General features: G+C 33.6%; 16 protein-coding genes. 2 read left to right on the forward strand and 14 right to left on the reverse strand.

Annotated elements, in window-relative coordinates:
- The first annotated feature begins 36 nt into the window (after positions 1-36).
- Entirely contained in the window at positions 37-741 is a 705-nt protein-coding gene (locus tag ACXHHC_RS07650; protein ID WP_458229039.1) for a Bax inhibitor-1/YccA family protein, read from the forward strand.
- A gap of 86 nt (positions 742-827) precedes the next feature.
- Here ACXHHC_RS07650 and ACXHHC_RS07655 read toward each other — a convergent pair whose 3' ends face one another.
- A complete protein-coding gene (locus ACXHHC_RS07655) occupies positions 828-1,115 on the reverse strand; it encodes a rhodanese-like domain-containing protein (RefSeq protein ID WP_458229040.1) in 288 nt (95 codons plus the stop codon).
- A 138-nt stretch (positions 1,116-1,253) separates the two neighbouring features.
- Here ACXHHC_RS07655 and era point away from each other — a divergent pair, with 138 nt between their 5' ends.
- Positions 1,254-2,135, forward strand: coding sequence for a GTPase Era (gene era / locus ACXHHC_RS07660; protein WP_458229236.1), 882 nt, complete (start codon positions 1,254-1,256; stop codon positions 2,133-2,135).
- A gap of 37 nt (positions 2,136-2,172) precedes the next feature.
- On the opposite strand, the gene ACXHHC_RS07665 is transcribed toward era, so the two are convergent.
- The 13 genes from ACXHHC_RS07665 to ACXHHC_RS07725 form a co-directional block, all read right to left on the reverse strand.
- Positions 2,173-3,009 carry an IS3 family transposase gene (locus tag ACXHHC_RS07665; RefSeq protein WP_458229237.1) on the reverse strand — a complete coding sequence of 279 codons (837 nt, stop codon included), beginning with the start codon at positions 3,007-3,009 and terminating at the stop codon, positions 2,173-2,175.
- Positions 3,006-3,515: a transposase gene (locus ACXHHC_RS07670; RefSeq protein ID WP_458225989.1), complete on the reverse strand. Its 510-nt coding sequence runs from the start codon at positions 3,513-3,515 to the stop codon at positions 3,006-3,008. Before ACXHHC_RS07670 ends, ACXHHC_RS07665 begins: the two co-directional genes overlap by 4 nt.
- A 90-nt stretch (positions 3,516-3,605) precedes the next feature.
- The gene (locus tag ACXHHC_RS07675) at positions 3,606-4,118 is read right to left on the reverse strand and encodes a DinB family protein (protein ID WP_458229041.1); all 513 of its coding nucleotides are present in this window, start codon (positions 4,116-4,118) and stop codon (positions 3,606-3,608) included.
- A gap of 2 nt (positions 4,119-4,120) precedes the next feature.
- Positions 4,121-4,699, reverse strand: a complete 579-nt coding sequence (locus ACXHHC_RS07680; protein ID WP_458229042.1) for an acyltransferase — start codon at positions 4,697-4,699, stop codon at positions 4,121-4,123.
- Between the two features lie 22 nt (positions 4,700-4,721).
- On the reverse strand, positions 4,722-5,636 hold the full coding sequence (locus tag ACXHHC_RS07685) for a CPBP family intramembrane glutamic endopeptidase (RefSeq protein ID WP_458229043.1): 915 nt from the start codon (positions 5,634-5,636) through the stop codon (positions 4,722-4,724).
- The gene (locus ACXHHC_RS07690; protein WP_458229044.1) at positions 5,618-6,652 is read right to left on the reverse strand and encodes an o-succinylbenzoate synthase; all 1,035 of its coding nucleotides are present in this window, start codon (positions 6,650-6,652) and stop codon (positions 5,618-5,620) included. Before ACXHHC_RS07690 ends, ACXHHC_RS07685 begins: the two co-directional genes overlap by 19 nt.
- Before the next feature lie 183 nt (positions 6,653-6,835).
- The gene (locus tag ACXHHC_RS07695) at positions 6,836-7,363 is read right to left on the reverse strand and encodes an SRPBCC family protein (protein WP_458229045.1); all 528 of its coding nucleotides are present in this window, start codon (positions 7,361-7,363) and stop codon (positions 6,836-6,838) included.
- A gap of 40 nt (positions 7,364-7,403) precedes the next feature.
- Positions 7,404-8,348 (reverse strand): 1,4-dihydroxy-2-naphthoate octaprenyltransferase, encoded by a 945-nt coding sequence (gene menA, locus ACXHHC_RS07700; protein WP_458229046.1) that lies wholly within the window; start codon positions 8,346-8,348, stop codon positions 7,404-7,406.
- Between the two features lie 66 nt (positions 8,349-8,414).
- Entirely contained in the window at positions 8,415-9,197 is a 783-nt protein-coding gene (locus ACXHHC_RS07705; RefSeq protein WP_458229047.1) for a (Fe-S)-binding protein, read from the reverse strand.
- Positions 9,198-9,235: 38 nt separating this feature from the next.
- The gene (locus tag ACXHHC_RS07710) at positions 9,236-9,598 is read right to left on the reverse strand and encodes a four helix bundle protein (protein ID WP_458229048.1); all 363 of its coding nucleotides are present in this window, start codon (positions 9,596-9,598) and stop codon (positions 9,236-9,238) included.
- 27 nt (positions 9,599-9,625) lie between these two features.
- Complete coding sequence (locus tag ACXHHC_RS07715; protein WP_458229049.1) at positions 9,626-10,939, reverse strand: 4Fe-4S dicluster domain-containing protein; 1,314 nt, start codon at positions 10,937-10,939, stop codon at positions 9,626-9,628.
- 5 nt (positions 10,940-10,944) lie between these two features.
- A complete protein-coding gene (locus ACXHHC_RS07720) occupies positions 10,945-11,877 on the reverse strand; it encodes an MlaD family protein (RefSeq protein WP_458229050.1) in 933 nt (310 codons plus the stop codon).
- 20 nt (positions 11,878-11,897) lie between these two features.
- On the reverse strand, positions 11,898-13,682 hold the full coding sequence (locus ACXHHC_RS07725; RefSeq protein ID WP_458229051.1) for an N-acetylmuramoyl-L-alanine amidase family protein: 1,785 nt from the start codon (positions 13,680-13,682) through the stop codon (positions 11,898-11,900).
- Positions 13,683-13,691 lie beyond the last annotated feature (9 nt).

The following is a 13,691-nucleotide window of genomic DNA, read 5'->3' on the forward strand; positions in this document are numbered from 1 at the left end:
TTGTGTAATTTTATAGTTGTATTAAAATAAATTATTATGAACCCTTTTTCTATTGAAACTACAAGCAGCAAAGAAGCTGTTTTTATGAATAAAGTGTATGCTTGGATGAGTGGTGCACTTTTAATAACCGCCTTGGTATCTTACTGGGCAGCTACAACACCTGCCTTTTTAGAATTATTATTCCCGCCAGAAGGAGGAATGAATAGATTGTTATTTTATGGTTTAATTGGAGCTGAAATAGGTTTAGTCCTTTGGATATCGGCAGGAATTAACCGTATGACGTCTGAAAGAGCAAGCTTGTTATTTATTATCTATGCCATTTTAAACGGACTAACGCTCTCCGTTGTTTTTATAGCCTACACTTCTGCTTCTATAGCCTCTACATTTTTTGTAACCGCAGGTACTTTTGGAGCTATGAGTTTGTATGGATACACTACTAAAAAAGATTTAACCAGCTGGGGAAGTTTATTGTACATGGCTTTGACAGGGATTATCATTTCTTCTGTTGTAAATGTTTTCTTTATAAAATCTGGAACTTTCTACTGGATTATTAACGTAATTGGAGTGTTAGTTTTTGTAGGTTTAACAGCTTATGACACACAAAAAATAAAGCAAATGGCAAGTACAATGCAATCTGAAGAACAAGCTAAAAAAGGAGCTGTTTTAGGTGCTTTGTCTTTGTATTTGGACTTTATCAACTTATTTATCTACCTATTACGTTTCTTAGGAGATAGAAGATAGTTAATGGTTAATTAAAAATATGCAAAAAGCGGTGATCTCTTAAAATCACCGCTTTTTTTATATCTACTATTTAATATCTAATATCCCTATAGATATTGATCTACATTTCCCCATGGTCCCCCGTTAATGATGTCTACACCATGTTGCTTTAAGAAATCTGTTGCTTGCTGACTTCTTGCTCCACTTCTACAAACAGCTATTACTTGCTTCTCGTATCCTTTTACTACTGCTACCTTAGATGGTAATGTTTGTAAAATAATGTGTTCAGAACCTGCTACGTGCCCAGCATCGTACTCCTCGTTAGTTCTTACATCTAAAACTACCGCTCCGTTCTTTAAATATTCTTGAATTTTCTCGTTATCGAATTGACTCATATCTTTTGTTTTTACTTAGGAACAAATTTAACAATTGTTTTAGTATAACAAACTTATGATTGCTTACAATAATTCTTTCTATTATACTCTTTCTCAATTCATACAGGAATGACTATCTTTGCAGACCAATCTAAAGTCATGACACACAAAGCAGGTTTTGTAAATATTATAGGAAATCCCAATGTTGGGAAATCAACATTAATGAATGCTTTTATAGGTGAAAAGCTTTCTATTATCACCAATAAAGCCCAAACTACAAGACATAGAATTCTAGGAATAGTAAACGATGAAAATCATCAGATTTTATTTTCTGACACTCCTGGAATAATTAAACCAGCCTACGAAATGCAAGAATCCATGATGGATTTTGTAAAGTCTGCTTTTGAAGATGCCGATGTATTAATATACATGGTAGAGATTGGAGAAAAAGAATTAAAAGACGAGGCTTTCTTCGAAAAAATTAAGAGTTCTAAAGTTCCTGTATTATTATTAATCAACAAGATTGATACTTCTAACCAAGAACAAATTGAAGAAAAAATGGTCTACTGGCAAGAAAAAGTACCCAATGCCAATGTCTATTTAATCTCTGCTTTGGAAAAGTTCAACATAGAACCTGTTTTCGAAAAAATAAAAGAGTTAATCCCTGTTTCTCCTCCTTTTTATCCTAAAGATCAATTAACAGATAAGCCCGAACGTTTCTTTGTAAACGAAGCCATTCGAGAAAAAATCTTAGAAAACTACAAAAAGGAAATTCCTTATGCTGTAGAAATTGTAACCGAAGAGTTTTTTGAAGAAGACGACATCATTCGTATTCGTGCCATTATTATGGTAGAACGTGAAACACAAAAGGGAATTATCATAGGTCATAAAGGTGCTGCTTTAAAAAAGGTTGGAATGGCAGCTCGTAAAGATTTAGAAACTTTCTTTGGAAAGAAAATCTTTTTGGACTTATACGTAAAAGTGAACAAAAACTGGCGTTCTAACGATAGACAGTTAAAACGTTTTGGGTATAAGGATTAAACTTTGGACTAGCCCCCAAAAGTTGGACGGTTAAAAATTACTTATAGAACTGAGCTCGATATTTTATCGGGCTCATTCCATTTAAAATCGATGAGATTCTCTCCTCATTATAATAGCTAATATATTCTTTAATTTCCTTTTCTAGTTGATTAATTGAGTTCCATTTTTTAAGGTAAAATAGTTCTGATTTCAAAGTTCCAAAGAAGTTCTCAATAATAGCATTATCTAAACAATTTCCTTTTCTAGACATACTTTGAATGATATTGTTTTTTTTCAATAAAGTCTGATATCTCTTCATTTGATATTGCCACCCTTGGTCAGAATGCAGTAAGGTTTTATTAAGCTTATGCTTTTTAAAAGCTTTGTCAAGCATGGTTGTTATTTGTTTGAAGTTAGGGCTTCTAGAGATATGATAACTTATAATTTCTCTGTTATATAAGTCTATAATTGGTGATAAATATAGTTTTTCACCCAGAACTTTAAATTCTGTAATATCTGTAGCCCACTTTTGATTAGGTTTTAATACCTTAAAATTTCGTTGGAGAATATTAGGAGCTATTTTTCCCTGACTCCCTCTATAAGAACGATATTTTTTTATTCTGACTAGAGACTTTAACTTCATAGATTTCATTAGTCTAAATACTGTCTTATGATTGATCATTATTCCTTGATTGTTTAACTCTAAGGTGATCCTTCTATAACCATATCTTCCTTTGTTTTGATGATAAATCTGAGTAATTAACTTTTTAATAAGTTCATATTTGTCAGGCTCTCTACTTTTTTGCAAATGATAATAAAAGCTACTTCTAGCCATATTCGCATGCTTTAACAATAGTGATAAATCATGTTTATGCCTTAACCCATCTATGGCTATTGCTTTTTCTCTCTGGTTTGAGCTAAGGCATGTAACTTTTTTAGCAAATCAAGTTCTGCTTTTAAAGATTGATTCTCTTTTAAAAGTTCTTCTTCTTTAGTTAATGGTTTAGATTTACTTCTTGTATGTTTAGTCTTCATACCAATAGGTCTACCTTTAGGTTTATCTTTTAGACCATCCAAACCTAAAGAATTATAGCGTACCCTCCAATTATGTATTACAGAATCTCCTCCGATATTAAAAATTAAACTAGCTTCAGCCATAGAGAGATTGTCTCTATCTATAGTCTGTAATACATTTAGTTTAAAAGATGGAGAGTAATGCTTTGTTTGTTTTGGTAATAATCCTTGTAGACCATCTTTCTCATACTGCTGACACCAACGGTAAACAATAGAATGATGAAGCTTTAATTCTTTACAAATACTAATAACCGATTGATGTTCTTTAAAAAACAACAAAACACATTTACGTTTAAATTCAAATGTGTACTTTACTTTTCTAGACATAAAAATACCCCCAAATTGTGTCTAACATTTTGGGGGCACTCTATATATCTAGTAGCTCTTTCTATTTATACACATATATAGCACTTATTTCTAATCTAAATATCGTTCCTGTAAAACTCCTACATGATGAGCTGCATGCCCTATACACACCAAGCCTAAGGCTAGTGGAGTCATTTTAATATTGGAACAGATTCCAACATTCAATAAAACCTCATCTGGAAAGCTTTGGAATAAAATAATTGTCGCTTGTCTTACTACTTTAAATTCCTCTAACAAACTCTCCATAGTTCTTAAATTCGCGTTACAGTTAGCCGCATAGTCATCTTGCTCGTAACCTGGCAATGGTGTTTGTTCTCCTCTTGCCAAAGCCATCGCTCTGTAAGACATTACACGCTCGTTGTCTATTAGGTGCTGAACCACTTCTTTACAAGTCCATTTTCCTTCTTGGTAACGATAATCCTGTAACTTGATTAATTCTTCTTTAAAATCTTCTAAAACTGTTTGCGATGCTATCAATCCATCTATCAAATCTACATCTGCCAAAGTGTAGTTGATATAACGATCGTAGAACTCTGGAATAAAAGGTAAATCGGTTCTTTTCATAACTAGCTTATTCTTTTCACTTGATTATTTTCTAATTGATATTTCTGTTGGGTTTCTGGGCACAAAGCAATCCCATCTGCATCAAACTCTAAACGATGTCCGTATTCGCTTACCCAACCTATTTGCTTGGATGGGTTCCCAACCACTAAAGCATACGAAGGAATTTCTTTGGTAACTACCGCTCCTGCACCTATCAATGCAAATTCTCCAATGGTATTCCCACAAATAACCGTTGCATTGGCTCCTATGCTTGCTCCTTTCTTCACCAAAGTTTGCTTGTATTCATCTCTTCGGATTACCGCACTTCTTGGGTTAACAATATTGGTAAACACCATAGAGGGACCTAAAAACACATCGTCCTCACAAACAACTCCAGTGTATACAGATACGTTGTTTTGCACTTTTACATTTTCTCCCAACACTACTTCTGGAGATATGACAACATTCTGTCCTAAATTGCATCGTTTTCCAAGCACCGAATTTGGCATTACATGCGAAAAGTGCCAAATTTTAGTCCCTTCTCCAATGATTGCTCCTTCGTCTATAACTGCTGTCTCGTGTGCAAAATAATCCTGACTCATACTTTTTGTTTTCTTTCTAAATTTAAATCAATTTTTCTTTCCAATGCTGCCAATTGTATTTTTTTGCGAATACTATTAGTAGTAAAGGATATAGAACTAACATAACTCCTAACTCCATAGACAAACTAGGTTCTGATGTATCTTTAAAAACCGCGTAGGTTTGGAAAGCAGTCCAATCTGTAGTTACCAACAAAGCTGTCATTAAATTATGAGCTGCATGAAAACCTAACGATAGTTCCATTCCCTCATCCATTAATGTAGTTATCCCTAGTAAAAATCCTGTACCAATATAAAAAGTCATAATTCCATAGCCTAATTTCCCTACTTCTGGATTCCCAAAATGCATCAGGCCAAACATTACAGAAGTAATTAGTAAAGGAAACCAGTTTGTTTTAGAAGCAACTCCCAAACCTTGCATTAAATAGCCTCTAAATACGTACTCTTCTAAGCTCGTTTGTATTGGAATCATAACCATAGCTATCACAAAGAGTATGGCAAACTTTTCTGCATTAAAATTCCAAACAATTGTATCGGGGCTCATATATACACTCAGCAATATCAACACTACATTCACTCCTCCCCATAAACCAAAAGAGAAGAATACACGTTTAAAATCTATTTTAGAGCGGCTAGTCGTTAAAAACTTTAAACTCAATTTATGAATTTTAACAACTGAAAAAAACAAAAATAAAAGTCCTCCCAAAAAAGGGAGTGTAATGAATAGTAAACCTAGATTACTATCAAACAAAGACAACACATAGCTAGTGTCTTTAATTTTAGATATATCAGCCAAACCAGCATCTATTTTTTCTACAACTGCACTTCTTAATGGCATGATAAACAAAACATAGCCAAGCACTATTAAAGCAATACCAGCCAAATAATAAAAAGGACCTACTTTCCCTTTATTCGCTTGAACTATATATTTATTTTCCATTCTTTTTCGCTATTGTATTTAATATTTCCTTTTTCAACCTCTAACGGACTTTCTATATTATTGGTAAACAAACTTCCTGTTCCTAGCCCTTGTGGTAAATCAGAGTTCAGTGTATAAGTATATTGACTAATCGCATTCAACCCAATATTACTTTCTAAAGCAGATGTAATCCAGTATGGTATTTTATTTTTCTCTGCTATTTGAATCCACTCATTACTCCCTTTAATTCCACCTACCAAACTAGGTTTTAAAATAATATATTGCGGTTGAATTTCTTCTATAATTTGTTGTTTCTCTTCCTGCTTAAAAACACCTATCAACTCCTCGTCTAAGGCAATAGGCACAGGTGTTTTCTTACACAAGGCACTCATTTCTTTAATTTGTCCCTGACGAATAGGTTGCTCAATGGAATGGATATCAAACTTGGCTAAGCTCTCTAACTTTTCCATTGCATTTTTTGGAGTAAAAGCACCGTTAGCATCCACACGTAACGTAATTTTATCTGCTGAATAATTGCTTCGAATAGAAGCCAACAATTTTAACTCGGTATCAAAATCTATGGCTCCAATTTTCATTTTTATGGTATGGAATCCAGCCTCTAATTTTGTTTGAATTTGCTCTTGCATAAAAGCTTCGTCTCCCATCCAAACCAAACCGTTAATAGGAATAGTAGCTTCCCCTTTGGAGAAATCAGAAGGAAATAAATCAAACCCGGTTTTACTTACCAATGATAAAAATGCTTGTTCCAACCCAAACTGTATCGATGGAAACTCTATCAGCTGACTCAATAGCTCTTCTAGACCTAAATGAATATGGTTACAAGCCCAAGCTAATTGCTCTTCATAATCCGTTCTATCATCTGCACTTAGACCTCTAAACAAACCTGTTTCTCCATAGCCTACTTTACCATCTTCTTCTAGAATGATAAAGTAGGTTTCTTTGGTTCTTAAAACTCCTCTAGACGTTCCAGATGCTTGTTTAAAGTTTAAAATATATTTTTTGAAAGTAGCTTTCATGAATGTTGATTCGTTTTTTTAGTATTAGTTCTCGACTCTACTTCGACTATGCTCAGGACAGGCTGATCGAACACCTAAACCATTTTGGTTAAGACTTAAAACAAAAATAGAAAGTAAAAGTCAAATTTTACTTTGTCTCTTACTTTCTACCTTATCTAGAATCTAATATCTCAGTACTAGAATTTATTTCTCTAAAATCGTTTTTGCATCTGCCAAACCTTTTTCAAAATCAGGACCTAATACTTTTTCCATATCCATGAATAACATAAATACGCTTTCAACAAACCCTAAATCTCCCGTATAACCCCAAGTTACTTCGGTACCCTTGGCAACAGGCTGAAATTTAAAATATCCAGTAGATGTAGACTCAAAAGGTTTTTCGAATCGTAACTCCGAAACAACTTCCTTGTTTGGTGTAATTGATTTTATTTCTTGCTCTCCAACACCAACCTCATCCACATCAGATTCCCATCTGTGTACAGATCCTACAGTATTTCCAACTCCAGTATACACATGCGTTGCATTAGGATCTTTAGCTTGCCATGGAGAATACTCCACCATGTTTTTTAAAGAAACCAAATACGTAAAAACTTCTTCTACAGGTTTCTCAATAACTATCTTTCTCTCTACTGTTTTAGATTTAGGAGCAAAAACTCCCGTAACAATAATCGCTAAAACAGCTGCACCAAATATGTACCAAATTTTTTTCATGACTTGTTTTATTTTAATTTCAAATTGTGGTCTAAAAGTATCAAATAATCAATCCTAATCCAAAAAGGATTGCAAACAGAAAAGTACTCAACGCTACCTTTTTTAATTCAGGGTCTAATAACACGGCTTCTTTGTTTTTTACTACTGTAATAAAGTGTTTTGTTAAAGGAATAAAGGCTATTAAATAAATTAACTCAAAATCTATTCTTGGACTAGCAAAACATTCACAAAAAACTCCTTCTGGACATTTTACAAAATGAGGAGCTAAAAAAGTATAACTTAAAACAGATAACATTCCTACAATCAACAAACCATAGTGATAAACTTTAGCCTTTACTGCTCCCAATTTTACAACCAAAGTATTTTTGTTTGACAAAATATCCGATGCTCTATCACGCATATTATTCAAGTTCAACACCGCTGCACTAAACAAACCAATACTAACCGCTGGTAAGAAAGATAGTATATCAACTTCCTGCGTATACAAAAACTCAGACCCCACTACTGCTAACAAACCAAAAAACAGAAATACAAAAACATCTCCCAAACCAGAATAACCATATGCATTTTTTCCCATGGTATATTTTATAGCGGCAGCTATAGAAGCCAACCCTAAAAAGAAGAAAATAAGAGATAATACAAAATTTTCACTCCCAAAAGACACGTATATTAAAGCAATAGCAACCATTAAGGTAATTACAACAGTTATATAAATTCCTTTTAGCATTTGTTTTGGACTAATAGCTCCACTTTGTAAAGCTCTTTCTGGCCCTACTCTATTTTCGTTATCCGTTCCTTTAACACCATCTCCATAATCGTTCGCGAAATTAGACAGCACCTGAAACCCAATAGTGGTGCACAAAGCTAACACACATATATCCCACTGAAAAACTCCTTTAGAAGCTGCTAAAAAACTTCCAACTATAATTCCCGATAATGATAATGGCAAGGTTCTTAGTCTTGCAGCTTGAATCCAATGTTTCATTCTATTTAAAAAAAAGAAGATTCAAAACAGCTGTTTTGAATCTTAATACTTTACTAGTTTCTAGTTTTATAATTTCAATGCTTCAGCAATCAGCTCCGCTACATCTTTTACTTCAATCTCTCCTTCTTTTTCTTCATTTTTAACACCATCAGTCATCATGGTATTACAAAAAGGACATCCTGTAGCAATTACATCAGGCTTGGTTAACAAAGCATCTTTGGTACGTAACACATTTACATCCATAAATCCTTTTTCTGGCTCTTTAAACATTTGAGCCCCACCGGCACCACAACACAAAGACTTATTCTTAGCTCGGTGCATCTCTACCAAATTAACTCCTAAAGATTTTAACAATGCTCTTGGAGAATCGTATTCGTTGTTGGCTCTTCCTAAGTAACAAGGGTCGTGAAAAGTAACTCTATCAATACTTAATGTAGCTCCTGTTAAATCTAAAGAACCATTATCTGCTAACTGCTTTAAAAACTGAGTGTGATGATATACTTCATACTTACCTCCCAATTCTGGATATTCGTTCTTTAGCGTATTGTAAGAGTGCGGACATGCAGTTACAATCTTTTTTACATTGTACATGTTCATCACCTCTATATTAGTGATCGCTTGCATTTGGAATAAAAATTCATTTCCAGACCTTTTTGCAGCATCACCACTTGAACTTTCTTCTGTACCCAACACCGCAAAATTTACATTTGCTTTGTTTAATATTTTTACAAAAGCTCTCGTTATTTTTTTGGCTCTATCATCAAAACTACCAGCAGATCCTACCCAAAATAAGATATCTGGTTCTTTTCCCTCGGCAAATAAATCTGCCATTACCGGCACTTTCAACATAATCTTTTATTTAATGGTTAGTTATTAACTGTTAATTGTTAATGACTATTGTTACGCATATTCTCTTTTGTTGTTTTAAGAATACTTGTAAGTAATTTTATAATTTCAATCGCATCATTATGAATGCTTAAAAACTCCTCTTCTTTTATATAGCCTGTCTCTTTCAATAACTCAATCCAATAAATAGTTTCATTTATTTCCTTTTGAGCAATCGCCATTTTATGAATAAAATCCTTCTTCGTTTCAGAATGTTCAGCCTCTCTTATCATAGCCCCAACAGAAGTTCCACTTCTTAAAAGCTGTTTACTCAAGACAAACTCATTCTTTTCAGACAGAAATTGATAAACTTTAACGATTCTTATGGCAAATTTAAAGCTCTTATCTTTTACAACATTACTCATTAACCACTTACCATTAATCATTAAAAACTATTCCTCATCAACCCAATTCAATCGATCCATTTGGCTGTACTGCCATGGAGCACCATTGTTTTCTACATTGGTCATCATTGTATTCAATTCTTGTGGTGCAGCCGACTGTTCCATCACTAAATACTGTCTCATATCCATAATAATAGATAACGGATCAATATTAACAGGACATTCTTCTACACACGCATTACAAGTAGTACAAGCCCATATTTCTTCTTGAGTAATGTAATCATCTCCTAAAAGCTGTTTTCCATCATACTCAAATACTCCTTTATTCTCGTCTATATTCTTTCCTATCTCCTCTATTCTATCACGAGTTTTCATCATAATAGCTCTTGGAGACAATTCTTTCCCTGTTTGATTTGCAGGACAAACAGAAGTACATCTACCACACTCTGTACAAGTATAAGCATTCATTAACTGCACCCAGTTTAAATCGGTAGCATCGCTCGCTCCAAACTTTTCTGGTTCCTCTTCTCCTTCAGCAGGTGCTGCATATGGATCAGCATTCGGGTCCATCATCATCTGAACCTCCTTAGTTACTGTTTTATTATTAGAGAATTGTCCTTTAGATTTTAAGTTTGCATAGAAAGTATTAGGAAAAGCTAATAAAATGTGCAAGTGCTTAGAATAGTACAAGTAGTTTAAGAAAATTAAAATTCCAACCACATGAATCCACCAAGTAGAACGCTCTATAACATGTAAAGTATCAGCAGATAAATTTGAGAATATTGGATATATAAATTGACTTACAATGTTCCCAACACCTATTTCTTGAAAATGAGTATCTGTAGCATTCATTACCAAGAACAAAGTCATTAATACCATCTCAAAATACAAAATGTTATTACCATCGTTCTTTGGCCACTTGGTCATTTCTTTACTTAAGAAACGAGCAATCTCTATTACGTTTCTTCGTATCCAAAAGATAGTTACGGCAACAAAAACTAGTACTGCTAAGATTTCGAACGTTCCAATTAAGAAACCATATACGCTTTCTCCTAAAAATGGTAAAAACAAACGATGTGTTCCAAACAAACCGTCTAAAATAATTTCTACTACTTCTATGTTAATAATAATAAAACCTAAATACACAACAATGTGTAAAATTCCCGACACTGGTCTTGTTACCATTTTTGATTGCCCTAAAGCAATCATTGCCATATTTTTCCAACGTTCAGACTTATTATCCGATCGATCTATGTCTTTTCCAAGTTTTATGTTACGAACTAATTTTTTAACATTTCTAACAAAGAAATATATCCCCGCAAACAAAACAACCGCAAAGAGTATATTTGGTATCCACTGCATATGTATTAATTTTCTTTTGGTTCCTTATAAGATTTTTCCTTTTTCCCAAACAAAGAGAAATGTACAAACCTCTTTGGATGTTCTTTAACATCTCTTAACAACTCCTCTAACTCTTTAGTAGCTGCTTCTAGATTATTATAAAGTTTTTCATCTTTCGCAAGCAATCCAATGGTTCCTTTACCATTCTGAATATCAGAAGTAATACTATTTAAATCTGAAAGTGTTTGATTTAATTTATTTGAAATTTCAACTACCTGAACTTTCTTTAAAGAATCTGAAAACTGGTTTAAGTTTGCTGTAGACTCTTTCACATTCGTCATAATGTCATCCATATCACCATCTACTTTAGATGTGATACTTTTAACACTCTTCATGGTTTCGTTCAAATTGTTTAAAGATTCTTTCAAACCATCTGTCATCTTAGTATCTAACAAACTATTTAATTTAACCAATACAGAATCTAAATGAGTAGTTACGCTACCTATCTGAGCTTGTAATGGGTTTAGTTTTCCTGTAATATTTGTAATTAAAGTAGGCTCTACCTTTCCCGTTAAATAATCTCCAGATTCGGCGGTTGCTCCTTTATACGAAGGGACTACTACCAAATAGCTACCTCCCATGATATTACTCTGTATCTTAACTAAACTATTTTTAGAAAACTGTATATCGTCTTTAACTGTAAAGGCTACAATTATTTTTCCTTTTTCACTCGGTTCAGTACTAAATACTGTACTACTTACGCTCCCAACAGTCATTCCGCTAACAATAACAGGGCTAGATGGCTTTAATCCATTTACGTTTTTATAAACTGCGTAGTAGGTACTTACACCTCCATCGAATAAGTTCCTACCTTTCATAAAGCTGAACCCCCAATAAAACAAAGCTAAAATTACCAAGGTAGCTACACCAGCTTTTAATTCTTTTGAAATCTTAATCATGGGACGAAAATACGAAATATTTAATTTGTTTGATGTGCTAAGGCTTCTTTTAGCGTGATTCTTTTATTATTTAAAATAGCTACTAAGAACGCTGATTTGTATTTTTTATCCTTTGCTTTTTTTAGATATGCTTTGGCCTCTTTAAAATCTGTTGTTTTACCTAAGTAATACTTATAATACCCTCCAACTTTAACCGCTTCTACTTCTTTTAAACCTTTAAAATTCTTGGGTGCAGTACTTATTTTGTTTGCAGACGATGCTATCTGTACTTTAAAGATTACCTCTTTTTTAATGTTGACACGTTCTTGCTTAGCAGGTACCGTAACATTGGCAGACACAATCGTATCATCGTTGTTAAATGCAACAATAAAGGCTGACGGATACCCTTTCTTTTTTGCACTGGTCAAAGCCAGCTTGGCCTTATCTACAGTTAAATACTTACTTAAATAGTACTTATAGCCTCCATCTACAGCAATTCTTTCTACATTTTTAAATCCATTAAAATTATACGAAGACGGACTTATTCTTCTTTTACCAGAAGCTAATTGCACCTTGTAATACTTGTTTTGCTCCGTTGGTTTTGGTGTAGAAACAACTGTTGCAACTTCCTCTTTCTGAATCTCTTTAACAGTCTCTTTTGGAGGGACTACTTTTTTAATTTCTTTTTTACCATTAAAAATGGTCCCATCTGCATTAAATGCAACAACAAAAGCAGAAGCATAGCCTTTTTTCTTTGCCAACTGAAGTGCTAAATTAGCCTGAGATCTAGATAAATATTTACTTAAGTAATACTTATAACCACCATCTACTTTAATTCGTTCTACATTCTTTAGCCCTTTAAAATTACGCGAGAACGTTTTTACTTTCTTCTTACCTGATGCTAACTGTACTTTAAAATAATTATTATCATCTTCTCCAACATAAACCTCTTCTACAATATCATTGGCAGGAGCACTTTCTATAGCAATCGTTTTATTTTCTATTAAAAAATCTGAATCTGCAACGTTTAATTGCTGAACCTTGTAATAATCCTGAATAGAATTCGCAATGGCTTTAGACATTTGTTCTTGCCCTTGCTTAGAATATAGATACTTCCCTTCTATTCTATTGGTTAAAAATCCTGTTTCAATCAATACACTTGGCATATATGTTTGATACAAGACCACAAATCCGGCCTGTTTTACTCCTCTATTTACTCTCTTTAATTTTTTTTCGAATTCTTCCTGAATTAAACTAGCCAACAACAAACTCTGGTCTAAATACTCCTCTTGTTCTAACGACAATCCAATAACCGATGTTGGCGACTTAGGATCAAAACCCTGGTAGCGTTCTTTGTGACCTTCTTCTTGTAAAATCACTTCGTTTTCTGCTTTAGCAACTCTAAAATTACGTTCGTTTGCATGTACACCTAACACCCATGTTTCGGATCCAATTGCCTGACTAGTATGGGCATTACAATGCACCGAAACAAATAAATCTGCATCTGCTTCGTTGGCAATATCTCCTCGTTTCCATAAATTCACAAAGACATCTCTTTTTCTGGTGTACATTACTTTTACACCTGGAATTTTCTCTAAGATTTTTCCTGTTTTTAAAACAATATTTAAGGCTACATCTTTTTCCTTTGCTCCTTTGTATCCTATTTTCCCAGGATCTTTACCTCCATGACCTGCATCTAAGACCACTAAAAAAGGTTTATTTTGGGCATAAGCCTCTAAGGAGCACAAACTTATACTGCAAAAAATCAAGACATTGCATAGTAATAAGTAAAACTTGGTATATTTAGGGAAGTGAATGATTTTCATCTACAAAAT

The organism is Wenyingzhuangia sp. IMCC45574 (assembly GCF_054182685.1).

Coding starts and splice junctions, on each gene's coding strand:
- ACXHHC_RS07715 (WP_458229049.1), bottom strand. CDS start 10,939: ATGCAGTGGATACCAAATATACTCTTTGCGGTTGTTTTGTTTGCGGGG.
- ACXHHC_RS07705 (WP_458229047.1), bottom strand. CDS start 9,197: ATGTTGAAAGTGCCGGTAATGGCAGATTTATTTGCCGAGGGAAAAGAA.
- ACXHHC_RS07680 (WP_458229042.1), bottom strand. CDS start 4,699: ATGAGTCAGGATTATTTTGCACACGAGACAGCAGTTATAGACGAAGGA.
- ACXHHC_RS07710 (WP_458229048.1), bottom strand. CDS start 9,598: ATGAGTAATGTTGTAAAAGATAAGAGCTTTAAATTTGCCATAAGAATC.
- era (WP_458229236.1), top strand. CDS start 1,254: ATGACACACAAAGCAGGTTTTGTAAATATTATAGGAAATCCCAATGTT.
- ACXHHC_RS07650 (WP_458229039.1), top strand. CDS start 37: ATGAACCCTTTTTCTATTGAAACTACAAGCAGCAAAGAAGCTGTTTTT.
- ACXHHC_RS07695 (WP_458229045.1), bottom strand. CDS start 7,363: ATGAAAAAAATTTGGTACATATTTGGTGCAGCTGTTTTAGCGATTATT.
- ACXHHC_RS07675 (WP_458229041.1), bottom strand. CDS start 4,118: ATGAAAAGAACCGATTTACCTTTTATTCCAGAGTTCTACGATCGTTAT.
- ACXHHC_RS07670 (WP_458225989.1), bottom strand. CDS start 3,515: ATGTCTAGAAAAGTAAAGTACACATTTGAATTTAAACGTAAATGTGTT.
- menA (WP_458229046.1), bottom strand. CDS start 8,348: ATGAAACATTGGATTCAAGCTGCAAGACTAAGAACCTTGCCATTATCA.
- ACXHHC_RS07690 (WP_458229044.1), bottom strand. CDS start 6,652: ATGAAAGCTACTTTCAAAAAATATATTTTAAACTTTAAACAAGCATCT.
- ACXHHC_RS07720 (WP_458229050.1), bottom strand. CDS start 11,877: ATGATTAAGATTTCAAAAGAATTAAAAGCTGGTGTAGCTACCTTGGTA.
- ACXHHC_RS07685 (WP_458229043.1), bottom strand. CDS start 5,636: ATGGAAAATAAATATATAGTTCAAGCGAATAAAGGGAAAGTAGGTCCT.
- ACXHHC_RS07725 (WP_458229051.1), bottom strand. CDS start 13,682: ATGAAAATCATTCACTTCCCTAAATATACCAAGTTTTACTTATTACTA.
- ACXHHC_RS07655 (WP_458229040.1), bottom strand. CDS start 1,115: ATGAGTCAATTCGATAACGAGAAAATTCAAGAATATTTAAAGAACGGA.